Origin of the sequence: Mesorhizobium sp. M1322 (assembly GCF_040318085.1) — a bacterium.
In the GTDB taxonomy this organism is placed as follows: Bacteria; Pseudomonadota; Alphaproteobacteria; order Rhizobiales; family Rhizobiaceae; genus Mesorhizobium.
In genome coordinates, this window is the sequence record NZ_JAMYLP010000016.1 from 21,838 (window position 1) to 47,861 (window position 26,024).

Below are 26,024 nucleotides of genomic sequence, written 5' to 3' on the forward strand. Positions count from 1 at the left end.
ATGCGCATTCGCACATTGACTGTCCTGGTGATGCTGCTTGTCGGCACCTGCGCATTTGCACACGCCCAGCCAAAGCCGATATCAATCGAGGTGTTTCCATTCGAATTGGAGGACAAGAGCGCCGGGGCAGGAATAATTCCGCCGGATGAACACGACAGGCGCTATCTGTCCGAGTCGGCACAAGTTGCGAAGGACATGCTCTCCCAGTCCGGACGTTTTACAGTGGTTGATGCGCCAGCGACAGATGAGCAGGCGGTTGCACCGCACGGATTGCGCAATTGCGGTGGCTGTGAAAGCAAAATCGCCAAAGAGCACGGCGCATCTCTTGCGCTGCTGGGCGTCGTGACGCGCGTCAACCGAACAGAACATACCATGTTCATTCGCATCCTCGACGCAGAAACCGGGAAACCTGTTTCGCAGGGCTTTACCGATCTTCGCATGGGTCCGAACTACGCGTGGCCCCGCTCCGTGAAATGGCTGATGACAAACAGAATTCTGCGGTAGGACGCAAGTCACCCGCGTGCGCGATCGGGAGCGCGAAAGATCGCCCCCCTCAGCTAAAAATCAAACCGAGAAATTGATTGTCGGCGCTGGCCTGCTAACCGCCGGGAATTGCCGCTGGCATTGGCGCGGGCGATGGTTCAAGAAAGATCAACGACAGGCCTTCCTTCATGTCCTCCATGCGTCCGCTGATTCCTCTCCTTATTGCCGCCGGCATCCTGCTCGGCGGCAACGGCCTGCAGAGCACCCTGATCGCGCTGCGCGGTGCGCAGGAGGGATTTTCGGCCTCGACCATCGGCCTGATGGGCACCTTCTATTTCGCCGGCTTCCTGCTCGGCTGCCTCGCCGTCACCCACATCATGAAGGCCGTCGGCCATGTGCGCGCCTTTTCCGCACTGGCGGCGATCGCTTCGGCCGGAACATTGCTTTTGGTGCTGGTCGTCGACCCGGTCATGTGGTGCGCGTTGCGCCTCGCCGGCGGGTTCTGCTTCGCCGGCCTGTTCACAATCATGGAAGCCTGGCTCAATTCCGGGGCCGCCAACAAGGACCGCGCGCGGGTGCTGGCCATCTACCGGATGGTCGACATCGGTTCGGTCACAGGCGCACAGTTCCTGATCCCGATCGTCGGCGCCGGCGGCTTCGCCATCTTCGCCGTCATGTCGATCATGATCACGCTCTCGCTGGTGCCGGTGTCGCTCGGCGACCGCTCCAACCCGACCCCGCCGGAAGACGTCAAGCTCGACCTGGCCCGCGTCTGGCGGATTTCGCCGCTCGGCTGCTTCGGCTGCATTGCCGTCGGCGTCACCAACAGCGCCTTCCGCACGTTGTCGCCGGTCTATGCCGAACAGATCGGCATGTCGGTCACCGACGTCGTCACCTTCGTCAGCGTCGGCATCTTCGGCGGCGCCATCATCCAGTATCCGCTCGGCTATCTGTCCGACCGCTGGGACCGGCGTTCCGTGCTGCTGATAACAACGTGCTGCGCGCTGCTCGCATCGCTGGCGCTGGTGTTCTGGGCGCGCAGCGACCCGTCCCTCAACTTCGTGATCGTCTTCATCTTCGGCTGCTTCGCCATGCCGCTCTACTCGCTATCGGCGGCGCATTCCAACGACCGCGCCGACAAGGGCGAGTTTGTGCTGATCAACGCGGCGCTGATGCTGTTCTATTCCTTCGGCGCAATTGGCGGGCCGTTCGCCGCCTCGACGGCGATGCAGTACTTCGGGCCAAGCGCGCTGTTCGTGTTCACCGCCACCGTCTACGCCATCTTTGTCGTCGTCATCCTGTACCGGATGCAGGTGCGATCGGGCGTTCCGGCCGGCCATCGCAGCCGCTTCATCGGCCTTTTGCGCACATCGACGGTGTTCGCCCGACTGGCCAAGCGCAACGATGATTCCGACGGGCCTGCGAAGCAATGATGACGGCCCCTACGTCTTGAACCCGGGGCTGCCGCTTGACGAAAGCCCGCGCGGCTGAAATTGAAGGAGACCTTACCCTTTTGCCAAAAGCGATTTGATGCACGTCATCACCACCCAAGAAGAGCTCGAAACAGCTGTTGCCGCGTTCGAAAAGTCGGATTTCGTCACCGTCGACACCGAATTCATTCGCGAGACGACCTTTTGGCCGATCCTCTGCCTGATCCAGATGGCGGCGCCCGGGGTGACGGCGCTGATCGATCCGCTGTCACCCGACATCGACCTGAAGCCGTTCTTCAGGCTGATGGCCAACGAGGCCATCGTCAAAGTATTCCATGCTGCGCGCCAGGACATCGAAATCATCGTTCATCTCGGCGACCTGGTCCCGCATCCGGTGTTCGACACCCAGGTGGCGGCGATGGTTTGCGGCTTCGGCGACAGCGTCTCCTATGATCAGCTCGTCCAGAAGATCACCGGCGCTCGGCTCGACAAGTCCTCACGTTTCACCGACTGGCGCCACCGGCCGCTTTCCGAAAAGCAGCTCGACTACGCGCTCGCCGACGTCACCCATCTGATCGAGGTCTACCAGCACCTCAGCGCCGAACTGGTGCGGGAAAACCGCGCTCATTGGCTGAACGAAGAGATGGAGGTGCTGACTGCGCGTGAGACCTACGATCCGCATCCGGAGGATGCCTGGAAGCGGCTGAAGATGCGGCTGCGCAAGCCGCAGGAACTGGCGATCGTGCAAGCGGTGGCGGCATGGCGCGAGCGCGAGGCGCGCGAACGCGACGTGCCGCGCGGCCGGGTGCTCAAGGACGACGCCATCTACGAGGTGGCGCAGCAGGCGCCGCGCGATGCGGCAGCACTCGGCAAGCTGCGCACCACGCCGAAAGGCTGGGAACGCTCAGTGACGGCAACGGCGCTGCTTGGCGCGATCAACAGCGCGCTTGCCTTGCCCAGGGAAGAGATGCCGAAGCTGCCGAAGAGTTTTCAGCCGCCCGAAGGCTCCAATGCCGCCGCGGAATTGTTGAAAGTCCTGTTGCGGATCGTCGCCGAAAAGGAGGGCGTCGCTTCGAAGGTGCTGGCCTCCAGCGACGACATCGACCGCATCGCCGCCGAGGGCGAGGCCGCCGACGTGCCGGCCTTGCAAGGCTGGCGACGCGCCGTGTTCGGCGAGGCCGCGCTCAAACTGGTGCGCGGCGAGATCGCGATCAAGTTCGACAAGCGCAAGATCGCGCTGTTCGATTTGTAGTCTTGAGCCTGCTTGGTCCTAAGCTTGGCGCTGTTTCTGACCGGCCAGGTGGAAAACCGCGATGACGATCACCGGTATCGCCAGAAGCGCGAATTTGGTGACGATCAGCGCCGAGGCGAAGGACAGCGAATCCGGATTGGCCGACAGGAAATCCGAGAGCAGGCGGGCCACCGCGATGTTCTGCGCATAATCGGCAAGCGTATAGGGCAGCACCAGGACGAGCGCGAACAGCGACTGGAGCTGCGCGGACAGAGCCCGGAAGTTCCTCAGCCGCCGCCCCGTGGCCAGGATCAGGCTGACCAATGTCAGCGACAGCAGCGCCGGGAACAGCAGGTCAAAGGTCAGATAGTGCCAGACCAGAATGATCTCGCTGCCGCGCCGGCCGAGCGCCGTCAGCCAGGCCATGCCCTCATCCGGGGTGAAACCGGTCCAGCGCAAATCGAGCGACGGCAGGCCACCACTCAGCTGGCGGAAATAGAGGAATTCCATCGCCGTCACGGCGACGAAAACCGCCATCGCGACAAAACAGAGCGCGGCAGCGTGGCGCGACAGCCGTAGCATCATTGCCGTCAGGCTTCGCGCGAGTTGGTTAGGATCCGCCGGGGTAATTCGGGCTTTCGCGGGTGATCGTGACGTCATGGGCATGGCTTTCACGAAGTCCGGCGTTGGATATGCGTACAAAAGTGGCGCGATCGCGGAAATCGGCAAGATCGCGACCGCCGACGTACCCCATAGCTGCTTTCAAGCCGCCGGCAAGTTGGTGCAGCACGCCGGACACAGGTCCTTTGTAGGGCACCTGCCCTTCGATGCCTTCCGGCACCAGCTTCAGCGTGTCGCGCACCTCGGCCTGGAAATAGCGGTCGGCGGAGCCGCGCGCCATGGCGCCGACCGAACCCATGCCGCGATAGGCTTTGAAGGAGCGGCCCTGGTGCAGGTAGACTTCGCCCGGGCTCTCGTCGGTGCCGGCCAGCAGCGAGCCGATCATGGCGGCACTGGCGCCGGCGGCGAGCGCCTTGGCGAGATCGCCGGAATATTTGATGCCGCCATCGGCAATGACCGAGACGCCCGATTTCTGCGCTGTCTCGACTGCCGACATGATCGCCGAAAGCTGCGGCATGCCGACGCCGGCGACGATGCGGGTGGTGCAGATGGAGCCGGGCCCGATGCCGACCTTGACGGCATCGGCGCCGGCATCGATTAGCGCCAGCGTGCCTTCTGACGTGGCGACGTTGCCGGCCAGGATGCGGACCGAATTGGACAGCTTCTTGGCCCGCGTCACCGCATCCAGCACGCGTTGCGAGTGACCATGCGCGGTGTCGATCACCAGAAGGTCGACGCCGGCATCGATGAGCCGCTCGGCGCGCTCGAACCCGTCATCGCCCACACTGGTGGCGGCCGCCGCGCGCAAGCGCCCCTGCACGTCCTTTGTGGCGTGCGGATTGAGCTGCGACTTCTCAATGTCCTTGACGGTGATCAGCCCGACGCAATTGCCGTCGCTATCGACCACGACCAGCTTTTCGATGCGGTGCTGGTGCAGAAGCCGCTTGGCTTCGTCCTGATCGACGTTCTCCTTGACCGTGATCAGGTTCTCACGGGTCATCAGCTCGTAGACCTTTTGCCCCCGATCGGAGGCGAAGCGCACGTCGCGATTGGTCAGGATGCCGACCAGCCGTCCGACCGTATGCCCGCCAGCGCCGCCATTCTCGACCACCGGAATGCCCGAGATGCTGTAGGTGCGCATCAGACCCAGCGCGTCGGCGAGCGTCGCATCGGGACCGATGGTGACGGGGTTCACGACCATGCCGGACTCGAATTTCTTCACTTGCCGCACCTGCTCGGCCTGTTCGGCCGGCGAGAAATTGCGGTGGATGACGCCGATGCCGCCAGCCTGGGCCATGGCGATGGCGAGACGCGCCTCGGTGACGGTATCCATCGCGGCGGAGAGGATCGGCACGTTGAGGTCGATGTCGCCGGCGATGCGGGTGCGGATATCGGTCTCGCCCGGCATAACCTCGGAATGACCCGGCTGCAGCAGCACGTCGTCAAAGGTCAGCGCCAATGCGCCCGTGGACGTTTCGATAATTTTTGCCATGGCCAGCCCTCGGAATGCATGAAAAGCGCTGGACCGGATGGACAGCGCCGACTCGTCTTCTTCCCTTTCAGGATTGGCGCTGGCTCGTAACACGTCCCGTCGCCGTTGAAAAGCCGATTGGTTGTGCACTTATGTGGTCGCGTAGTCTTGCTTTGTGACGGCAAGTATGCTAGGAATTTATTCATGGTGCTGATTTGCGCCAGCGACCCGCCGCCGAGGCGGGTTTTTTTGTTTCGGCGCCATTCTTCGCAGGGCTCCCGCACTGGCACGGCTGCCAGGGTCGCACAAATGTGACGGCAAATTAAGGCGACATCCGACGCAACCCATGGTAACCGCCCTGCGTGTCGGCTTGCCCCTTTGCCCCCAAGGGACCGGCAAGCAATCGGCGATGCAACATTCAAATCCGAACGCGCCTGGGAGTTGAGGAGTGGCGCCTTCCGGCGCTGGCGGGACAGCACCCCCCTCTGGCCTGCCGGCCATCTCCCCCTCAAGGAGGGAGATTGGCAGCTTCGCCGCTCCACGCACTCCTGCACCGTTGAAGGTTTGCGAAGGCCGCGATGACGTCCGATCTCCCCCCTTGAGGGGGAGATGTCCGGCAGGACAGAGGGGGCGCTAAGGAACGCTACAGGGCGGTTACCCTGCGCCGCTTCCGCCTTTAAAATCCTTCGCCAACAAATAAAGCTCCACCGACTCGTCGCGCGAGGCCGGCGGCTTGACGTGATGGACCGAGCGGAAATTCTGCTTGAGCCTGGCGAGCAATTCGTTCTCGGCGCCGCCCTGAAAAGTCTTGGCGAGAAAATGGCCGCCCGGCTTCAGCACCGACAGGGCGAAATCAGCAGCCACCTCGCACAGATACATGGTGCGGATGTGATCGGTCCGGCGGTGGCCGGTGGTCGGCGCCGCCATATCGGACAAGACGATATCCGGTTGGCCGCCCAGCGTTTCGGCGAGCTTTTCCGGCGCCTGCGGGTCGAGAAAATCCATCAACAGAACCGGCGCCCCGGGCACCGCATCCATTTCGAGATAGTCGATGCCGACGACATGCGGGTGTTCAGCCGTCGATTTCGTGCGCGCGGCGGCGACCTGGCACCAGCCGCCGGGTGCCGCGCCAAGGTCGATGACCTTCATGCCGGGCTTGAGCAGATGGTGCTTGTCGTCGATCTCGATCAGCTTGTAGGCCGCGCGCGAGCGGTAGCCGTCGGCCTTGGAGCGTTGGACATAGGGATCGTTGATGTGACGCTGCAGCCAGCGGCGTGACGATTCCTTCAGGCCGCTTTTCTTCTTGATCCGCGTCTTCAGCACGCGAATGCCGGCAGAGCCTGGTTTTTCTGGTTTCTTCATTGCCTGCCACGCCCGTTGTTACGCCAGACGCCGTCGTCGGCCATCAATTCGCTCAATATGCCCTCGCGCAGGCCGCGGTCGGCGACGCGCAGCCGCTCCGACGGCCACACCGCGCGGATTGCTTCCAGGATGGCGCAGCCGGCCAGCACCAGATCGGCGCGATCGGCGCCGATGCAGGGGTTGGCGACGCGCTGCTGAAAGTCCCAGCCGACCAGTTTTTCGACCATGCGGTCGACGCTGTCGCGGTCCATCCACAGCCCGTCGACCCGGCGGCGGTCGTAGCGTTCCAGGTCAAGGTGGACGCCGGCCAGCGTCGTCACCGTGCCCGAGGTGCCGAGCAGATGGAATTTCGGACTGGCGAGCACATGGCTCAGCCGGTCGCGCCCGTCAAAGGCGTGCAAGCGCACAGCCACATCCTCGACCATGGCGGCAAAGATCTCGCGGGTGACCGAGCGGCCGCCGAAGCGCTCGGCCAGCGAGACCACGCCGACCGGCAGCGACGTCCAGGAGACGATGTGGTTGGCGAGCCTCGGCGAGCGGTGGCCGGTGAGATCGATCAGTGCGATTTCCGAGGAGCCGCCGCCGATGTCGAATAGGACGACGCCTTGCGTGTCGCGGTCGACCAGCGAGCCGCAGCCCGAAACCGCCAGCCGCGCCTCGGTCTGGCGGTCGATGATTTCGAGCTTCAAGCCCGCCTCACGTTCGACGCGGTCGAGGAACTCGGCGCCGTTCGCGGCCGTGCGGCAGGCTTCGGTGGCGATCAGCCGGGCCTTCCTGATCTTGCGGCTGCGCAATTTGTCGCCGCAGATCTTTAGCGCCTCGACAGCACGGTCCATCGCCGGCTGCCCGAGCCGGCCGTTGGCGGTGAGGCCCTCGCCCAGCCTGACGATGCGCGAGAAAGCGTCGATGACGCGGAACTGGCCGTGGCGCGTCGGCACCGCCACCAGCAGCCGGCAATTGTTGGTGCCGAGATCGAGTGCCGCAAACACCGGCAGTTCCTGTGCCGGCGACCGGCGAACATCCTGCTCCGGCCTGCTTGGTGCAGCTGAGGCCAAAGGCGCGACGATCGCCTCGGGCGGGCGGCTGGCTGGAGCGCTGCCGGCGGGCGCCGACAGTCCGGCCGCTGCGAGGTGAGCGTCATCGCGCGCAAAAACCTTGCGGCCGCGCCGGCGTTTGCGCCGCTTCCTGGTCTTGGCCTTCTGATCCTGGCCATTCTGATGCTGGGACGCGTCGCCTGCCTGTCCGTGATCGGACCAAGGCTGCACCGGGCGGCCATTCTGCCGGCCGGCGGGTGGGCTTGCCTGGCCCGAAGGCGGCGGCGAAGCCCTGGACACGCCCACTTCCGGCGCGCCGGCGCCGGTGTCGTGGTCTTCCACTTCAGTTCCTTCCGGCGCCGCGCGAACCGGAGACCGGACGCAGCAGGCGCTGTCATGTGTTCTAAGTTGCCGCCAGACTAGCAGCGCCGGGCCGGATCACCAAGAGCGCAGGGGCCGAATTTTGCCGGCGGCATGAAGCGGCAGCAGGAAGAGCCGCGCCTTGCCGGTTGAATAGCCGGCTTCGATAAGGCATTTCTGAAATGGCGGAATGGAACATTCGGAATCGCGGCCAGTTTCCCTGACGCGAACCGGAAAACGGGGCTGCAACGCATGATCGTCACGGCATGAACTGGAGGCGCTATCTCTGGCCGGTCGTCGGCATTGCGGCGGTCGTATTCTCGCTGTGGCTGCTACTGCACGAACTGCGCGGCATTTCGCTCGACGATGTCTGGGACGGCATCGTCGCCATCCCTGCCCGCGGCTGGATGCTCGCCGCGCTGAGCTCGGTCATCGCCTATGCATCGCTGGCCGGCTACGACCACATCGCGCTCCTGCATATCGGCAAGAAAGTGTCGTGGCTGTTCGTCACCTTCTGCTCATTCACCACCTATGCGCTGTCGCACAACATCGGCGGCTCGGTATTTTCAGGCGCGGTGATCCGCTACCGCGCCTACGGAACCAGGGGCCTCACCGGAAAGGATGTCGGCGTGCTGGTGGCGATCTGCTGGATCACCTTCGTGCTGTCGACGATCCTCGTCTCCGGCCTCGTGCTGGTCTTCGAGCCTGAAATCATCGACCGGTTCTCCGGCGCACCGCATCATGGCCTGACCATGGCCGCGGGCGTCGCCATGCTGCTGCTGGTGGCGGCCTATGTCTTCGGCAGCTGGCTGCATCTCAGACCGCTGAAGATCGGCAGCTTCCAGATCCATTATCCGGCGCTGCCGATCGTCGCGCGGCAATTGCTGATCGGCCCGATCGAGCTTTTGGCCGCGGCGGCGATCATCTTCTTCGCCCTGCCGGCGGCCGGCAACCCCGGCTATTTCGTCGTGCTCGGCGTCTTCCTGGTGTCGTTCTCGATCGCTCAGATCTCGCATGCGCCGGGCGGGCTCGGCGTGTTCGAGGTCGTCTTCCTCGCGGGCCTGTCACACATGGACCCGGTCGGCGTGCTGGCGGCGCTGCTGGTGTTCCGGCTGTTCTACCTGATCGTCCCGCTGGTGATAGCGCTCGGCGTCGTGCTGTATTTTGAGCACGGGCAACTCGGCCGGGGTGGCGGGTGAGAAGGGGTAATCGCTTCAGACGGACAATGCGCCGTTTTGGAGGCGACGAATCGTCGATGTCGGCGCCGCCCCTCATCTGCCTGCCGGCATCTTCTCCCCGTGAAAAACGGGGAGAAGGGACCTAGCCGCAACGCTGGCGACCCCCTCTCCCCGTCCTGGGAGAGGGTAAGGGTGAGGGGCAGCGCAAACGCCCACAAGAGTGAGGGCAAGTCAAAACCTGAAGCAATAGCGCTGATTGAAGGGCTGGGCAGGCTTGACTATTTTCCGGCGGCGGCTACAAGGCACGCGCGGCGCCATCGCCGCCCTGCCCGCGCGGATTTCTTCAACCGCGCCTGCTGGGGAATAGGTTAACGGTAGACCCACGGACTCTGACTCCGTTAGTCCTGGTTCGAATCCAGGTTCCCCAGCCACACTTGGAAAGCCTTGCAGCAACGATGGACCACTGCCGGCCTCCACTGCGCAATCGCAACGGGCTTGCTTAGGCACCTCATCACGCATCAGCCGGCCGCGTTCCCGTCTACCCTCTGTCAATATTCACAGACTATGATATGGCTTCCGCTTGGAGCAGCAGATGACCCGCTACACCTTTCGTATCATTGAATCTTTCACACCCGAGACCATCCCAATGGTCCGGCTGGGCGAGTACGTGGTCGAATATGCGAAGCTCCTTGGCGAGATCAAGGACGTGCATTTCGACGGGATAGTCGACCAATCCGTGGGACTGGTGGCCGTGATCGAAGACCAGTCCGCAACGCGCGTCGCGACGCGTGTCAACGCGGTCAAGCGCGGCGACGGTCCCGATGATGCAACCCGCGCGATGAAGCGCCTGGACGATATGCTGGCGGCAGATAACGCCGTCGGTGAACTCGTTCTCGACGGCGCGAAAATTATCGCTTTTCCTGGCCGCAACCGCCAGGAGCGGCAGTTCTTCGGTCCCTTCACGCAAGCAGGCGCTCTCGACGGCGAGGTGATCCGCGTCGGGGGCCAGGACGATACTATCCACGTGCATCTGCGAGATGGCGAACGGATTTACACAAGCTGCGTTACGACACCGGAGGTCGGCCGTCGTCTCGGCCATCATTTGTTAGGACCGACTGTGCGTTTACTTGGTGAAGGTCGCTGGGTGCGCTTTCCAAATGGGCTATGGGAGTTGCGGCAATTCCGCATCCGCGACTTCGAACTGCTGGAGGATGTGAGCCTTCCGGAGGTCGTTTCCCGACTGCGCGCCGTGAAGGGCAATGAATGGAACGCAGTTGCTGCGCCGATCGACACTCTGCTCGATGAGCGGGGCGGAGAAGAAAGGGGCAAACCGCATTGACCACTGCGATCGATACGTCGCTGCTGCTCTATATTCTCAACGAGAAAACCTCCGCCCCGATGGACCCCGCAACTGGCAAGCCGGTCGAACGATGTGCGGAGCGTGTCAACAAACTCATAGCGGATCTCGCGAAGAAAAAGGAAAGGCTGATCGTTCCGACGCCGGTGCTCGCGGAGGTGCTTGTACGGGCAGGTTCGGCCGCCCCGCCGTGGTGGGGCATGAAGTAGGTTTCCTGGACACCGCCCACTGCGCTGAGGCCTTCGTCGAGTGCGTATTCCATCACCGCGCAGCACAGCTGCGTCAGCGTGCCGCGCAACCCGGTCGAACGTTTGTCGGGAACGACGAATGTGCGCGTCCATTCGGCCCAATCGGGACGTCTTGGGACGCCCGATTTTTCGCACATGTGAGAAAAGACCTCCGAGACCATGTGCGGCTCGCTCGTTGGGATCAATCGAGCCGAGGTCACGACGCGACCGTCTTCGATACCGAGCAGGTAAGTCGCCGCGTCGGTATCGAATTGGTCCAACTCGCGACCATCCGGGCTCGGAGGGCGCCAATGTTTCTGGTGCACGAAGAAATCGTGCCGCCGGCGCAGAAACTCGTCGAACTCGTTTTCATAGAGATGCTTGTTATGCGCATTGACTACGTGGGCCATTATTATGGCGCGATCCCCCGATCGTTCTCACGGGGATATTTGCAGCCTCGCTAATATACGTCACCTGTCCGATGGGACAGTTGACGCGTTCAGGGGTGGATCAGGCGCCGGCGCATTGCTTCGACGACCGCCTGCGTGGTCGTGGCGACGCCAAAAGCCTCCCTGGCTCGGGTGGAGTGCCATTTGACCGTGCGCTCGGTCAGGCCGAGGATTTGGGATGTCTCCGACGATGTCTTACCGGCCGCAGCCCACAAGAGCACCTCTTTTTCCCGGTCGGTCAGCAGGCCCTCCTCGCCATCAACGTCATTGGACAAGGCCTGGATCGACATGCCGGCATAGACCGCCATGGTAACCAGCTGCACTTGATGGCGCGGCGAGAGCGTGCAGCACTTCGCGGACGAGGCAAACGACAGCACGGATTGCCAGTGGTGAACGCTGAGCATCGGCACGGCGAAGCCGCTGCAGATGCCAAACTCCGTCGCCTCGCCGGCGACGCGTCGCGAGCCTTCCGTGTCTGACCACTTTGCCGGGACTTCGGACCAAAGGAACGGCTTCAAGGTCTTTGCCGAGTAGATGCAAACACCATCAACCGCGGCATGCTCGGCTTCGACATAGCGTTCGAACCAGCCAGCCGGCCAGCCATTCAGTTCAACCATCGGTGCAAGCTTCTGCCCACCGAGCGGCACACCGCTAAGGATGAGGTGCTCGAAGCCGAGATTCCTCACGGTTTCGAGCAGGTCGCTCAGCAGCGGCCCGGTAGCTGTGTGCTTCCTGCAGCGTTCGACAAAGTCGAACACGTCTGAGTCGATCATGCCAGAGGCCCCGTCTCCCCGCCGAAATATTAGCATACCTCAAATTAGAACCTTCAAATATACCACCGCTGCCTTGCCAATCGCAACGGTTGCGTTCCCCCACGCTCGTGCCAGCGCAAATCGATCACAATCGGCACAGGCTCGCCGGCTGGCATGACTTAGAAGAGAATGGATCTCTTCAACCTCGGCGCCTATCGCTGACTCATCTCCAGGTGCAGCGCTGCGCGCAGCAGCAATTTCTTGAAAGCCGCCGCAGGGAACAGCAAACGGGCTCTCGATGCTATCTTCGCCATAGGCAGGCGCATCGGCCGAACGAACGAAAAAATGCCCGCGCCTCTGGCGGAGAGCGCGGGCGCAATCCGATTGGGCCCGATCTGCAGCGGACAAGCGAGAGGCGCTCTCACAGACATTCATTAGAGATTGCTAATTTTATGCTTGACGATCGCATCGCCGGCACCAAAATCGTGGTCTTAAGCTCAAGCGTTCGAACGGGGGATGTCGGCATGCCTGACGGCATCGAAATCTACTTCAGTGCGAGCCTGGCGCCGGGTCAGCGCGAGATAGTCGAGCAGTCGATCGCGTCGGCGGCGGAGCGCACGCGTGCGGAGGCCGACGCCGCGCGCGAGCGAGCGGCCGAGGAGGACAAGCTGCATGACGCGATCACGGCGCGCCTTGCGAAGCTGATCCGAGCGGACCCCGGAGTTGCAGAGGCGCTCGAAGGGGTCGGCATGCGGCCATTCAAGGCTAAGGACAGCCTGCGCCTGCAGGGCCCGCCTGGCGGAGGACGCGATCACGTGATCCCTGCGTCGCCGACTGACAGCAGCGTCGAGCAGCGGCTTCCTCCCTACGACTTCGCCTGGAGATGGCATCACAACGGAGGGGCCCCTCCGTTCAACCAGAGCGGCGACCAACGGGGACGCCTCGGCGTGGATGCGCGGGCCGGCGGCGGCGTCGCGGGCGGCGCCAGCCGTTTTGTCCACGCACACATCGGCGTCGGCTGCATCGTGCGGACCGATCGTCCGATCGCCGTCGAGTTGTTCGCGCCGCGCTCATCGCGCCATTCCTTCGCCATTGGCGCACGCGGCATTGGTGCGAGCGCAACCTCGGAGGGTGGCCTGGAGACGACTTTTATGAGGGGTGGCCAGGTCTTGATGGCGGGCACCTTTCCGTGGTGGCGCAGGCGCGGGAGCAGCCTCTCAGAGAATGCGAGGGGTCGGACTGGCTTCACGAGCGTATTCCCCAGTGGCATGGGAGGACGAATCGACCCGGGCGAATACACCTTCCACGTAGGCATCTGGGCATTCGCCGATTGCTCGTCAGGCATCGGAAGCGCGGGAGTGCAGTCGCTAGTCGAGAGCAGCATCATCGAGATGCGAATCCATCGCCGAGACTGAACCGGTCGAAAGACAGATTCACGCACCAAGCCAGTCATACCCGCTGCCGTACAAGCCTCGTCGTGTGCGTGCAGGACGGCCGCTTCCCTGCCGGAGGCCCTGAGGCGGATGTCAACAGTTAGCTGGCCGTGCGCAGACGCCGAGATCGAACAAAGGCCTTTAGTCCGTCGGAATCCAACGCATGCCCGAAGGCATAACCCTGCAGTATGTCGCAGCCCAAGCTCTTGAGTGTCTGTGCGTGCTCCATCGTCTCGACTCCCTCCGCTACGACCTCAATACCCAGGGATTTGCCGATTTCAATGATCGACGAGACGACCTGCCTTCGTTGCGGAGATTTGACAATTGGGATGACCAGCTGGCGATCTATCTTCAGCCGGCGAGGCTGCAGCTTGAGCAAGCTGACTATTGAGGCATAGCCCGTACCAAAATCGTCTATTTCTACGTCAATGCCGAGCTCTTTTATCTGCTCAACATTCCAGGTAACAAAATCATCATTCTCGTCAAGGAAAATTGATTCAACGAGCTCGAATGCAACCGTTCCCTTCTTGATATTTAGTTCCCTCAGACTCTTTATGAGTTCCTCATCTTGAAGGCGGCGTGCCGAAACGTTGACTGATACCCGTGGAATGTGAATATTGGCAGCAGACCACCCTTCCAAATCCAAAAGCGATTGCTCTAATATCATTCGATCGATGATCGAGACGACATTCAGTTCTTCCGCAATCCTCAGGAAGACATCGGGCGCCAAAATACCCTTCTCCGGATGCCTCCATCGCGCCAGCGCCTCAACCCCAACGATTTCGAGCGTTTTTGCGTCAAATTGCGGCTGGTAGAAGGGAATGAACTCGTTGCGCTCAAGACCGCCGAGAATTTCGTCGGCAATCCGTTTTGTGTCGACGATTTCGCTTTGCATCGCCTCGGTGAAGAATTCGTATCGATTGCGCCCACGCCTCTTTGCTCGGTAAAGCGCGATGTCAGCGTTAACCAGCAGGTGTTTGGCTTCAACATCTTTTCCGTTATCGACTGCAATTCCCACGCTCACACCAAAACGGCATCGATGGCCCTGATAGTAGACCGGTTCTCGCATCTGGCTGATGACGCGATCAGCGAGCAGCGCCAGTTGCTTGATATCGTCATGCACCACGCACAGGACGATGAATTCGTCTCCTCCGATCCGAGCGACGAATCCCTCACCATCGACCTTGGATCGGAGGACAGTCGAGGCGTGAACAAGCATTGCGTCGCCAGCGGCGTGGCCAAGCGTATCGTTGATGTGCTTGAACCGATCCAGATCTATGTGAAGCAGTGCCGCATACCCGCCGGCGCGCCTGGCGTTTGCAGCGTAATCTTCCAGCACTTGGTCGAGGTAACGCCGGTTGGGCAGACCGGTCAGCGAATCGTGGAGCGCAATGTGCTCTATGCGCGCCTTGGCCGACTCGAGTTCTGCATTTTTCGACTCGGAAAGCTGTTTTGCGCGAACCAGGTCCTTGTTCAGCAGGACATCGGCTGTCACATCCCATTCGGCGCCAATCATTTTTGGGGTGTCGTTTGCGTGCCGGTAAATTATCGCCTTGGATCGGACATGGCGAATCTCGCCATCCGGCCTAATGATCCGGTACTCCGACAAATATGGCCCTCCGCCGGCCATCGCGCTGTCGAAATCGGCGTGGGCGCCAGCCAAATCATCCGGGTGGATTGCTCCCGCCCAGTCCAGGTAGCCGCGGTGCTCCCCAGTCGGTTTGCCGTATATTTCGTTTACGCGGTCGTCCCACGTAAGTTCGTTGGTCGCGAGATCGTGTTCCCAAACGCCAATAGCCGACGCTTCCAGAGCGAGTTCCAGGCGTCTCGACAATCGACTCAGTTCCGCATAGTTGCGCTGTCTCTCGCCAATCAGCCGACCCGTAACCAGGAATGGGATCACAACCAACGCCCCGGCCACCGCCATGATTGCGCGCAAGAACCACGCGTTGTCGGGCGTCGAAGGCCAGCCGTTTTTGGGAATGGCTGCGATCCGCCACGAACCGGACGGGAGCAGAACGTCGGCTGTCACCGGATTGCTTTTGGCGATGCCCTCGTTGCCGAAGAATTGATCTCCACTCGGACCGAGAGCGTCCTTGCCGATCAGAGCTATGTCAATCCCGAGATCATCGTCAAGCAGACCACTCGCCTTATAAAGGCGCTGAACGTCGACAACGGCCGAAATGATGCCCCAGAACCTTTCGGTGTTGCCTGCACTGCGTACAAAAACCGGGATCCGACCGACGAAGCCTTGCCCTCCCTGCCTCAAGTCGACGGGACCGGCAAGAATTAGCTCGCGCTCGTCTCGCGCCCTTAGCGCGGCCACACGCTGCCGCTCGTCCTTGCGGTAATCAAGGCCTATCGCCTTCTCATTGCCCTCCATCGGGTACATCAGGGAAATGACCAGATCGGGCGCACCGGCAATATTCTTCAATTGCGAGCCCCGGCCAAACAGGTTGCTCGCGAGCGAGGCGAAGCGTTGCTGTCCCATATAGGGCTCGGTCACGACGGTCGCGACCAGTCCCTGCACCAGTTGAAGGTTTCCGTTGATGTTACCTTCAAGCTTGGCGCGGATAAGATTGACCTTGGCCAGGACATCCGCACGGGCGGCTTGATCCGAGACGACTTTGTTCTGGTGATCCGCGAACGCTGCGCCAACGGCAATAACTATCACCGCCATTGCCGCCGGGATATTTGCCGACGAGAAAACAGCCTTCTTAATACCGCCGAACCTAGCGCGGAAAAGAGCCAATAGGCGATTCCTCAGCTGCTATTCAGGTTCTCGGGCAACCCGACCAAGGAATATTAGCTATCAATATTTAATTTTGACCTTCACGGGTCCTAAAATTTTTGCACTTTCGAACCGCCTGGTGCCGCCGGAGTGGTTGGAACAGACCTGCGGCTCGCTAGACACCTTAGAATTGCTTGCAGTCGCTGAAGGTGCATGGGTTGCCCTGATCGGGGGATAACCGTGCTCACCTTTCCGGCATCAGATCGACGAGGTGACAATGCAAAACTGGAATAAGAGCAGGATTAGTGGCCCTCAATCGCCTTGGGGGTAACCAGGTATGGTATCTTCCCGACGCTACGCTTCGTCGCGCCAATGGAATAGGCCATTGGAATCTTGGGAGAGTTCTCTGGCAAGCCGTACATATCCTTGCCTGCCCTCACGGCAAATGAAAAGTGCTGCCACGAAACCGTGTCATGCTCATTGAGAAAATCCAGTGTCAGCCCAGCTGAAATCAGCGCGTTCACCACGTCACTGACCGGATGAATCCACTCATAGTAGCGCGGATGTTTCAAGATGCGGTCGTCACCGGTATAGGTGAGTTCCTCGTTCCATGCGAGTGGCCGAGCTATTGGCGTTCGCCAGTCGTGCTTGAACTCCAGCGCCGCAGCCTTGCGGTCACACTGGAACATCAATGGATGGCCCTCGGCCAGATAGAGCCGGCCGCCGGGCCGCAGGAGATCGGCAACCACCCGCGCCCAGCGGAACACGTCGTCCAGCCAGTTTACCGAACCCCAGGTAACGTAAGCGATGTCAAAGGTTCGGCCGAGCGCCTCGACTGCCTCGAACAGTGGCGCCTCCACGAAGCGCACATCAGTGCCTGCCTTCGCAGCGAAATCCCGCGCCGCTGCGATCGCCATCGGTGAGAAGTCGAGGCCGGTCACGCTGCCCGCACCCAGATTCTTCAAGCTGATTGTGTCAAGCCCTATATGGCATTGCAGATGGACGATGTCCTTGCCGACAATGTCACCGACCTCGCGCGTTTCCAACTCATAGAGATTGGATCCGCCTGCCAGCACATTTTCTATGTGGTAGCTGCCTGTTGTGTCGGTCGAATGCAGTTCGGCCCGATCATCCCAATTAAGGCGGTTCGCACCCAGAAACGGTTCCAAATTGCCCCCCCTGCCGAGACTAAAATTTGGTAAACAGAACGTTAATATACTTTGCAGCTAAAGTGGCGCGCGTCAATCCGAGGCGGGCCGGTGCACCAACGCTGCAGGCCAGGCTCACCACCGCCCTGGCCAAGGCGGACCTGCCAATCATTCGTCTGGGCAGAACGAGCGCGCAATCAGGACAAGGCTACTGTCATGGAGGCGCCGGCTCCTCGCCCTATCAGCCTCGCGACGCGATTTCACGCAGCTGCGTCAAGTCCCTGCGCCGGCACATAGTTGAGTATAGGGCCGAGCCAGCGCTCGACCTCGACGGGCGGCATGGCCTTGCGGCGCGCGTAATCCTCGACCTGGTCGCGTTCGACCTTGGCCACGCCGAAATAATAGCTTTCGGGATGCGACAGGTAGATGCCGGTCACGGAGGAACCCGGCCACATCGCAAAGCTTTCGGTCAAGCTGACGCCGGCGTTGCGCTCGCCGTCGAGCAGGCAGAACAGCGTTGCTTTCTCGGTGTGGTCGGGCTGCGCCGGATAGCCGGGCGCCGGGCGAATGCCGCGATAGGGTTCGCCGATCAGCTCGTCCGGCGCCAGATCCTCGTCCGGTGCATAGGCCCAGAACTCCTTGCGCACGCGTTCATGCAGGCGCTCGGCGAAGGCTTCGGCGAAACGGTCGGCCAGCGCCTTGACCATGATCGACGAGTAGTCGTCGTTCGCCCGCTCGAAGCGCTCGGCAATCGCCGCTTCCTCGATGCCGGCGGTGACGATGAAGCCGCCGAGATAGTCGGCCTTGCCGCTGTCCAAAGGCGCGACGAAATCCGAGAGGGCGACGTTCGCCTTGCCGTCGCGCTTGGTCAGCTGCTGGCGCAGCGTGAAGAAGGTCGCCAGCTCCTGCGATCGCTTATCGCTAGTGAACAGCTTGATATCGTCGCCGACGGCGTTGGCCGGCCAGAAGCCGATGACACCCTTCGGCGCGAACCATTTTTCGGCGATGATCTTCGCCAGCATCGCCTGGGCGTCCTCGAAGAGCTGGCGGGCGGCAGCACCTTGCGCTTCATCCTCGAGTATCTTGGGGTAACGGCCCTTCAACTCCCAGGTCTGGAAGAACGGCGTCCAGTCGATATAGCGCGCGAGCTCGGCCAGATCCCAGCCTTCGAAGATTTTCAGGCCGAGGAAGGAAGGCTTCGGCGGCTCGTAGGCCGACCAGTCGATCCTGTGGGCGTTGGCCCGCGCCTTGGCCAGCGGCAGGCGCTGCTTGTCGGATTCGCTGCGCGCGTGCGCATCGGCAACCTTCTTGTACTCGGCACGAACATTGTCGACATAGCCGCCTTTGGTCTCGTTCGACAGCAGCGCCGACACTACGCCGACCGCGCGGCTGGCATCGGTGACGTAGACCGTCTGGCCCCTGGCATAGCGCGGATGGATTTTTACCGCCGTATGCACGCGGCTGGTCGTCGCGCCGCCGATCAACAGCGGAATGTCAAAACCTTCGCGCTCCATCTCGGCAGCCATATGCGCCATCTCGTCGAGCGAAGGCGTGATCAGGCCGGACAGGCCGATGATGTCGACCTGCTGCTCGCGCGCCGTCTGCAGGATCTTCGCCGGCGGCACCATGACGCCGAGGTCGATGATCTCGTAATTGTTGCAGGCGAGGACCACGCCGACGATGTTCTTGCCGATGTCGTGGACATCGCCCTTCACCGTCGCCATCAGGATCTTTCCGGCTGTCTGGCGCTCGCCGGTGTCGATGCCATTGGCGGCGTTCGCCAGCTTCTCCGCCTCCATGTGCGGAAGCAAGCCGGCAACGGCCTGCTTCATGACGCGGGCGGATTTCACCACTTGCGGCAGGAACATCTTGCCGGCGCCGAACAGATCGCCGACGACATTCATTCCTGCCATCAAAGGACCTTCGATGACATGCAGCGGCCGCTCGGCGGCAAGCCGTGCTTCGTCCGTGTCCTGATCGATGAATTCGGTGATGCCGTTGACCAGTGCGTGCGAAATGCGCTGCTCGACCGGCCAATCACGCCAGGCGAGATCGCGTTCCTGCGCCTCCTTGCCGGCCGTGCCCTTGAAGCGTTCGGCAAGTTCCAGCATGCGTTCGGTCGCCGTGCCGCCGCCCTTCGGCTGACGGTTGTTGACGACATCCTCGCAGGCTTCGCGAAGTTCCGGATCGATGGACTCGTAAACGGCAAGCTGCCCGGCGTTGACGATGCCCATGTCCATGCCCGCCTGGATGGCATGATAGAGGAACACGGCGTGCATGGCTTCGCGCACCGGCTCGTTGCCGCGAAACGAGAAGGAGAGGTTCGACACGCCACCCGATATGTGGACATGGGGAAGCGTCGCGGTGATCTGCCTGGCGGCTTCGATGAAGTCGACGCCGTAATTGTTGTGCTCGTCGATGCCGGTGGCGATGGCAAAGATGTTCGGGTCGAAAACGATGTCCTCGGGCGGGAATCCGGCCTGCTCGGTCAGCAGCATATAGGCGCGGGTGCAGATTTCGACCTTACGCGCCTTGGTGTCGGCTTGGCCGTCCTCGTCGAAGGCCATGACGACCACCGCCGCGCCATACGCGCGGACGAGCTTCGCATGGTGCAGAAAAGCCTCCTCGCCTTCCTTCATCGAGATGGAGTTCACCAGCGGCTTGCCTTGCACGCATTTCAGGCCGGCTTCGATGATCTCCCATTTGGAGCTGTCGATCATCACGGGAACGCGGGCGATGTCCGGCTCGGCGGCGATCAGATTGAGATATTCGACCATCGCCTTCTTCGAATCGATCAGGCCTTCGTCCATGTTGATGTCGATGATCTGCGCGCCGTTGGCGACCTGGTCGCGGGCGACGTCGAGCGCGGCGGCATAGTCGCCCGCCGTGATCAGCTTCCTGAACTTGGCCGAGCCCGTGACATTGGTTCGCTCGCCGACATTGACGAACGGAATCTCGTCGGTCAGCGTGAATGGCTCGAGCCCGCAAAGGCGCATCTTCGGTTCGATGGCGGGAACAGCGCGCGGCGGATATTTCTTCACCGCCGCCGCGATGGCGCGGATGTGGTCCGGCGTCGAGCCGCAGCAGCCGCCAACGATATTGACCAGGCCGTCGCGCGCGAACTCCTCGATCTGCGCGGCCATGAACTCCGGGCTTTCGTCATATTGGCCGAATTCATTGGGCAGGCCAGCATTCGGATAGGCGCAAACAAAGGTGTCGGCGACGCCTGATATTTCGTCCAGATGCGCGCGCATGGCATTGGCGCCAAGCGCGCAATTGAGGCCTATCGTGAACGGGTTGGCGTGGCGGACCGAATGCCAGAAAGCCGTCGGCGTCTGGCCGGACAGCGTGCGGCCGGACAGGTCGGTGATCGTGCCTGAGATCATAACCGGCAGACGCACGTCCTTCTCGAGGAAGATCTCTTCTGCCGCGAAGATCGCCGCCTTGGCGTTCAGCGTGTCGAAAATGGTCTCGATCAGGATGATGTCGGCGCCGCCATCGATGAGACCGCGCAGCTGCTCGCCATAGGCGAGGCGCAGTTCGTCGAACGTCACGGCGCGGTAGCCGGGATTGTTGACATCCGGCGACATCGAGGAGGTGCGGTTGGTCGGCCCCAGCGCACCGGCAACGAAACGACGCTTGCCGTCCTCCTGCTCAGCCCTCACGGCTGCCCTGCGCACCAGCCGCGCACCGTCGCGGTTCAGCGCATAGACCGCGTCCTCCATGCCGTAATCCGCCTGGGCGATGGCGGTCGAGGAGAAGGTGTTGGTTTCAAGGATGTTCGCCCCGGCGATGGCGTATTGGTAGTGAATCTCCTCGATCGCCTTGGGCTGCGTCAGGATCAAAAGGTCGTTGTTGCCCTGCTGATGGCAGGCGCAATCCGCGAATTTGTCGCCACGGAAATGGTTCTCGTCAAAACCCAGGCCCTGGATCTGCGTGCCCATGGCGCCGTCGAGGATGAGGATACGTTCGTGCGCCGCCGCCGTCAGCGCCGCAAGCACTTCCGAGCCGTCGGGCTTAGCGGCGACGGGGCCGAATAGGTCCTCCAGCGATGAAGAGTTTTGCGACATTTTCCATCCTCGAAGCGACAGTCGCGCCTAAGTCACATAAAGACATCTTTATGTCAATATACGGTATTTATCTGCTGCTGTCACCCCTGCCGTCGGAAATGCTGCCCACCGGCGCTACAACGCCGCCTGCGCTGTCTTCGCTACCGCCGCCGCTCTCAGCAGCATGCCGAACAGGTCGCGTGGCTCGTCCGGATCGGCCAGCATGTCGAGTTCCTGGTAGAGGCCGCTCGATCGCAGCTGATCTCTGATATAGCGCAGCGCCGAAAAATCCTCGATGGCGAAGCCGACCGAATCGAACAGCGTGATCTGGGCCGGGTCGCGCCTTCCTTGTGCAGCGCCGGTGATGACCTGCCACAGCTCGGTCACCGGATGATCCGGTGCAAGCTGCTGGATCTCGCCCTCGATGCGGGTCTGCGGCGGGTATTCGACGAAAATGTCGGAGCGCAGCAGGATGTCGCGATGCAGTTCGGTCTTCCCCGGACAATCGCCCCCAACCGCATTGATGTGCACGCCTGAGCCGACCATGTTGTCGGTGAGGATGGTGGCATACTGTTTGTCGGCGGTGACGGTGGTGATGATCTCAGCCCCCTCGACGGCTTCTTCGGTGGAGCGGCAGGCAACCAAGTCGAAGCCAAGGCCAGTGAGATTGCGGATGCATTTTTCCGTCGCCGACCGGTCGACGTCGAAGAACCGCAACTTGCGCACACCCAGCAAGGCCTTGAAGGCCAGCGCCTGGAATTCGGCCTGGGCACCGTTGCCGATCAGCGCCATACAGTCGGCGCCGACCGGTGCCAAGTGCTTGGCCGCCAGCGCCGACATCGCTGCCGTGCGCAGCGCAGTCAGGAGGGTCATTTCCGAGAGCAGCACCGGATAGCCATTGTGGACGTCGGCGAGCATGCCGAAGGCAGTCACCGTCTGGCGGCCTTCACGCATGTTCTTCGGGTGGCCGTTGACATATTTGAAGCCATAGACCTCGCCGTCGCTGGTCGGCATCAGCTCGATGACGCCCTCGGCGCTGTGCGAAGCGACGCGCGGCGTCTTGTCGAAGGCTTCCCAGCGGCGGAAGTCATCCTCGATGTAGAAGGCGAGCTCGGTGAGGAAACGCTCGACACCGATCGCCAGCACCAGTTTCATCATGTGGTCGACGCTGACGAAGGGAACGATGTTGAGATTGGGGATCATTTTTGTCCTTGCCCGCATTCCTGCGACGGTCAGTCCCTGCGATGCGCGTTGTGCGCCTTCATCATCGTCGCCAGCGCCGGATCGCTCTGCTCCAGCATGCCAATCGCCGCATTTGTGTCGTACAGCCGCTCGTCCTGCCCCATCTTGAACTTGGCCTCGAGCCGTTCGATCGGCAGGTCGAAGCCAAGGATATGCGGCATGCGCCGCTCCATGCCGCCCGGCCCGAGCTCGCGCACGCGCCAGCGGTCGTCGCGGTCCTTTTCCAGCACGTCGACGAGCTGCAGCAGGTGCTGGGCGGTGGCGTGATCGTCGAGCTGAAACGGCCGGCCGTGGCAATGGACGACGGCGAAATTCCAAGTCGGCGCGCTGTCGCGCACCGGGTTGCGCGGATACCAGGAGGGCGAGATATAGCCATGCGGCCCGTGGAAGATTGCGATCGTCTCCCTGCCCTCGGCGATCAACGCGCTGTGCGGGTTCTGCCTGGCGAGATGCGACACCAGGGTGCCGTTCGCTCCCCGCTCGCGGTCGAGCACGAAAGGCAGATGCGAGGCGACCAGCCCTTGTGGTCCATTCGTCACCAGCGTGGCGAAGGCAGCCGCCTCGATCAGGCCGAACACCTCGTCCAGCGACAGCGGTGCGAACTCGGGCTTGCTATACATGGGGGTTCCTTTTCTTGTTTGAGCATGATCTTATCCGGAAACCGGTTCCCACTTTTCGCGATCATGCTCTAGCTTCTCTGCACGCGAACCGCCGGGATCAGGCCTTGCGGCCGTATCAGCAGCACGGCGATAACGCCCGACAGCACGATGGCATCGCGATAAGGTGCGACCACCCCAGGCAGCGTCGCCTGCAGCAGCACCTCGATAATGCCGAGCAGGAAGCCGCCGGCGACAGCACCCGGCAGGCTGCCCAGCCCGCCGACGACAGCGGCGATGAAAGCCTTCAGCACTGGGGTGAAACCCATCAGCGGATCGACGGAGGCGCGCTGCGCCACCCACAGCATCGCCGCCAGTCCGGCTAGCAAGCCGGAAAGCAAGAAGGCGGTGGCGATGATGCGGCTGGCCGGGATGCCCATCAGCCGCACGACATTGAAATCCTCAGCCGCGGCGCGCATCGCCGTACCGGTCACGCTGCGGCGCAGGAAGAGTTCCAGCGCAATCAACGCCAGTGTTGAGACGACGATGGAGATGCTCGGGCCCACACCGATGGTGAAGTCGCCGAACGAGAAGGCGCCGGTCATCCAGCCGGGCATGGCAACAGCCTGCGGCCGGGCCGAGATGCCGTTCTGGAAAACGACCTTCAGCAGGCTCGAAACGGCGAAGCTGGTCAGAAGCAGGCTGGTGACGCTGGCGCCGCGCATCGGCCGAAAGGCGACGCGCTCCATGACGACCGCTGCCAGGGCGCCGCAGGACACGGCGACGAGCACCGCCGCCGGAAACGGCAGGCCGAAAACCAGCGCGGCAAGCAGCGCATAGCCCGACAATGTCATCAACTCGCCATGGGCGAAATTGATAAGGCCGACGATGGAGAAGACGATCGCCAGCCCCAGCGCCAGCAGCGCATAGACGCCGCCGAGGCTCACCGCATTGATGATCTGCTGCGCGATCATGGTTCAGGCTCCGAGATAGGCTTGGCGGACGAGGTCCGAACTGGCGAGTTCCTTGGCGGTGCCGGACAGCACCACCTCGCCATTGGCAAGCACGATGGCCCGGTCGGCTATCTCCAGCGCAAGCGCCACATTCTGCTCGACCAGAAGGATGGTCAGGCCGTTACGGCGCAATTCGGCGATCAAGTCGAAGACCGTGTCGATCAGCTGCGGGGCAAGGCCGAGCGACGGCTCGTCGAGCAGCACGATGCGTGGCTTGCCCATCAGGGCGCGGGCGATCGCCAGCATCTGCTGCTCGCCGCCAGAGAGATTGCCGCCCTTGACGCGGTGATAGCGCCGCAGAATCGGAAACAGCTCCAGCATCTCCTCTTCGCGCGCCCTTGCCTCCCCCGCCGGCAGGTGCATCGCGCCGCCGAGACGCAGATTATCGGCCACGGTCAGGCCAGCGAAGATGCGCCGGCCCTCCGGCACCAGCGACACACCCTTGCGGGCGATCGCCTCCGGCGCCAGCCCGGTGATGTCGACGCCGTCGAAGACCACTTTCCCCGATACGACAGGCACCAGCCCGGCGATGGCGCCAAGCGTCGAGCTCTTGCCGGCGCCGTTGGCGCCGACGAGCGCGATAATCTCGCCGCTGTCGACGGCGAGGTCGACGCGGCGCACCGCCTCGACTTCGCCGTAGCGTATTTTCAGGGCTTCGACGCTCAGCATGATGTCAGGGCGCCGGAACGTCGGCGGCGTCGGGGATCATGGTCTTGATATGCTTTCCTTCGCCGCCTTCATAGCGCATCAGCGCCACGGGCCTCAGCGGCATGCGGTCGGTGCCGGCATAGGTGATCTTGCCGGTGATGCCTTCGAAATCCTTGAGGCCGGCGATGGCGTCGCGGATCGCCTTCGGATCATCCGAACCGGCCGTCTTGACCGCCTGGTCGAGGATCAGCCCGATCTCGTAGCCGTTCACCTCATAGGTCGATTCCGGCTCGTGGCCGGCATATTTGGTGAAGGCGGCGTTGAAAGCCTCCAGCTTGCTGCCCGGCTCGGCATAGCCGGCCGCGGTGTAGACAACGCCGTCGACCAGCTTGCCGAGCCCTTTGATGGTCGGCGTGCCGATGGCGTCGGCGCCATAGACCGGAATGGTGACGCCGGCACCACGCAATTGCTGGATGAAGGCCGGAAAATCAGGCTCGTAAGCGGCCGTCATGATCAGGTCCGGCTGGTCGGCGAGGCCCTTGATGTTGGTGATCTCGGCGGAAAAGTCCGGCTGGCCCATGGTGAAAGTACCGCGACCGACGACAGCGCCGCCCTTCTTTTCAAACACCTTGCCGAAATATTCGGGCAGGTTGGCGGTGTAGGTGGAATCCGGCGAGGTCAAGAGATAGACCTTCTTCTTGCCTTCGGCGACGGCGAAGTCGGCGACTGCGGTCGCCTGCACATTGTCGGCGGGATAAGTGCCGAACATGACATCGCCGACCGCGGCGGTGAGCACCGGGGCGGAGCCGCACAGCGTCAATGTCGGAATACCGAGCGGCTGGGTGAGCTGGCCAGCCGAGATCGAGGGATCGGCGTCGCAAGGCGTGATCATGATCTTGGCGCCGGCGTCGATCAGCTCCTGGGCGACGGTGGCGGTCTGCGCCGTGTCGGATCGCGTGTCCTTGATGATCAGCTTGGCGGTGTATTTGCCGCCGAGACCGCCCTTGGCGTTGAGCTCGTCCAGCGCCATGCGCAGGCCGGCAAGTGCCGGCTGGTCGTAGGGAGCAAGGCCGCCGGTCTGCGCGGTCGCGGCACCAATAATGATCTCCTCGGCGGAAGCCGTGGAAACGATGGCGACGGTCGTGGCGAACACCGCCGCATAGAGGGCGGCGCGGTGAAGGCGATAGAGCTTTGGCATGTCGGTTCTCC

20 protein-coding genes and 1 tRNA gene are annotated in these 26,024 nt (G+C 62.3%); 7 read left to right on the top strand and 14 right to left on the bottom strand.

All coding sequences use genetic code 11. The features are described from left to right. From NKH12_RS08845 to rnd, 3 genes are all read left to right on the top strand, one after another. Entirely contained in the window at nt 1-504 is a 504-nt protein-coding gene (locus tag NKH12_RS08845) for a DUF3280 domain-containing protein (protein ID WP_352952747.1), read from the top strand. 167 nt (nt 505-671) lie between these two features. Then, a complete protein-coding gene (locus NKH12_RS08850) occupies nt 672-1,916 on the top strand; it encodes an MFS transporter (RefSeq protein WP_287055035.1) in 1,245 nt (414 codons plus the stop codon). A 97-nt stretch (nt 1,917-2,013) separates the two neighbouring features. After that, nucleotides 2,014-3,165: a ribonuclease D gene (gene rnd / locus NKH12_RS08855; RefSeq protein ID WP_352952748.1), complete on the top strand. Its 1,152-nt coding sequence runs from the start codon at nt 2,014-2,016 to the stop codon at nt 3,163-3,165. An 18-nt stretch (nt 3,166-3,183) separates the two neighbouring features. Here rnd and NKH12_RS08860 read toward each other — a convergent pair whose 3' ends face one another. From NKH12_RS08860 to NKH12_RS08875, 4 genes are all read right to left on the bottom strand, one after another. Beyond that, nucleotides 3,184-3,729: a hypothetical protein gene (locus NKH12_RS08860; RefSeq protein ID WP_352952749.1), complete on the bottom strand. Its 546-nt coding sequence runs from the start codon at nt 3,727-3,729 to the stop codon at nt 3,184-3,186. Between the two features lie 25 nt (nt 3,730-3,754). Continuing rightward, on the bottom strand, nt 3,755-5,257 hold the full coding sequence (gene guaB, locus NKH12_RS08865; RefSeq protein ID WP_352952750.1) for an IMP dehydrogenase: 1,503 nt from the start codon (nt 5,255-5,257) through the stop codon (nt 3,755-3,757). A 633-nt stretch (nt 5,258-5,890) separates the two neighbouring features. After that, complete coding sequence (locus NKH12_RS08870) at nt 5,891-6,598, bottom strand: RlmE family RNA methyltransferase (RefSeq protein ID WP_352952751.1); 708 nt, start codon at nt 6,596-6,598, stop codon at nt 5,891-5,893. Then, nucleotides 6,595-7,974, bottom strand: coding sequence for a Ppx/GppA phosphatase family protein (locus NKH12_RS08875; RefSeq protein ID WP_352952752.1), 1,380 nt, complete (start codon nt 7,972-7,974; stop codon nt 6,595-6,597). Before NKH12_RS08875 ends, NKH12_RS08870 begins: the two co-directional genes overlap by 4 nt. Before the next feature lie 284 nt (nt 7,975-8,258). Here NKH12_RS08875 and NKH12_RS08880 point away from each other — a divergent pair, with 284 nt between their 5' ends. The 3 genes from NKH12_RS08880 (at nt 8,259) to NKH12_RS08890 (ending at nt 10,509) form a co-directional block, all read left to right on the top strand. Then, nucleotides 8,259-9,191: a lysylphosphatidylglycerol synthase domain-containing protein gene (locus NKH12_RS08880; RefSeq protein WP_352952753.1), complete on the top strand. Its 933-nt coding sequence runs from the start codon at nt 8,259-8,261 to the stop codon at nt 9,189-9,191. Nucleotides 9,192-9,527: 336 nt separating this feature from the next. Then, nucleotides 9,528-9,601: transfer RNA gene (locus NKH12_RS08885), tRNA-Gln, on the top strand. A gap of 161 nt (nt 9,602-9,762) precedes the next feature. Beyond that, the gene (locus NKH12_RS08890) at nt 9,763-10,509 is read left to right on the top strand and encodes a hypothetical protein (RefSeq protein WP_352952754.1); all 747 of its coding nucleotides are present in this window, start codon (nt 9,763-9,765) and stop codon (nt 10,507-10,509) included. A 28-nt stretch (nt 10,510-10,537) separates the two neighbouring features. Here the strand turns inward: NKH12_RS08890 and NKH12_RS08895 are convergent, their stop codons facing one another. Further along, nucleotides 10,538-11,164, bottom strand: coding sequence for an acyl-homoserine-lactone synthase (locus tag NKH12_RS08895; protein WP_352952755.1), 627 nt, complete (start codon nt 11,162-11,164; stop codon nt 10,538-10,540). 89 nt (nt 11,165-11,253) lie between these two features. Continuing rightward, a complete protein-coding gene (locus NKH12_RS08900) occupies nt 11,254-11,976 on the bottom strand; it encodes a helix-turn-helix transcriptional regulator (RefSeq protein WP_352952756.1) in 723 nt (240 codons plus the stop codon). A 503-nt stretch (nt 11,977-12,479) separates the two neighbouring features. Between NKH12_RS08900 and NKH12_RS08905 the strand changes: the two genes are divergently transcribed. Further along, nucleotides 12,480-13,370, top strand: a complete 891-nt coding sequence (locus tag NKH12_RS08905; RefSeq protein WP_352952757.1) for a hypothetical protein — start codon at nt 12,480-12,482, stop codon at nt 13,368-13,370. 118 nt (nt 13,371-13,488) lie between these two features. Here NKH12_RS08905 and NKH12_RS08910 read toward each other — a convergent pair whose 3' ends face one another. The 8 genes from NKH12_RS08910 to NKH12_RS08945 form a co-directional block, all read right to left on the bottom strand. Beyond that, on the bottom strand, nt 13,489-16,068 hold the full coding sequence (locus tag NKH12_RS08910) for a bifunctional diguanylate cyclase/phosphodiesterase (RefSeq protein ID WP_352952795.1): 2,580 nt from the start codon (nt 16,066-16,068) through the stop codon (nt 13,489-13,491). Between the two features lie 353 nt (nt 16,069-16,421). After that, nucleotides 16,422-17,288 carry a class I SAM-dependent methyltransferase gene (locus NKH12_RS08915; protein WP_352952758.1) on the bottom strand — a complete coding sequence of 289 codons (867 nt, stop codon included), beginning with the start codon at nt 17,286-17,288 and terminating at the stop codon, nt 16,422-16,424. A gap of 239 nt (nt 17,289-17,527) precedes the next feature. Beyond that, nucleotides 17,528-21,337: a methionine synthase gene (gene metH, locus NKH12_RS08920; protein ID WP_352952759.1), complete on the bottom strand. Its 3,810-nt coding sequence runs from the start codon at nt 21,335-21,337 to the stop codon at nt 17,528-17,530. A gap of 114 nt (nt 21,338-21,451) precedes the next feature. Then, nucleotides 21,452-22,519 carry an ornithine cyclodeaminase gene (gene ocd / locus NKH12_RS08925; protein ID WP_352952760.1) on the bottom strand — a complete coding sequence of 356 codons (1,068 nt, stop codon included), beginning with the start codon at nt 22,517-22,519 and terminating at the stop codon, nt 21,452-21,454. A 29-nt stretch (nt 22,520-22,548) separates the two neighbouring features. Then, nucleotides 22,549-23,178: an FMN-binding negative transcriptional regulator gene (locus NKH12_RS08930; protein ID WP_352952761.1), complete on the bottom strand. Its 630-nt coding sequence runs from the start codon at nt 23,176-23,178 to the stop codon at nt 22,549-22,551. Between the two features lie 68 nt (nt 23,179-23,246). Continuing rightward, entirely contained in the window at nt 23,247-24,128 is an 882-nt protein-coding gene (locus NKH12_RS08935; RefSeq protein WP_352952762.1) for a branched-chain amino acid ABC transporter permease, read from the bottom strand. A gap of 3 nt (nt 24,129-24,131) precedes the next feature. Further along, a complete protein-coding gene (locus tag NKH12_RS08940; protein ID WP_352952763.1) occupies nt 24,132-24,836 on the bottom strand; it encodes an ABC transporter ATP-binding protein in 705 nt (234 codons plus the stop codon). 4 nt (nt 24,837-24,840) lie between these two features. Further along, nucleotides 24,841-26,013: an ABC transporter substrate-binding protein gene (locus NKH12_RS08945; RefSeq protein ID WP_352952764.1), complete on the bottom strand. Its 1,173-nt coding sequence runs from the start codon at nt 26,011-26,013 to the stop codon at nt 24,841-24,843. Nucleotides 26,014-26,024 lie beyond the last annotated feature (11 nt).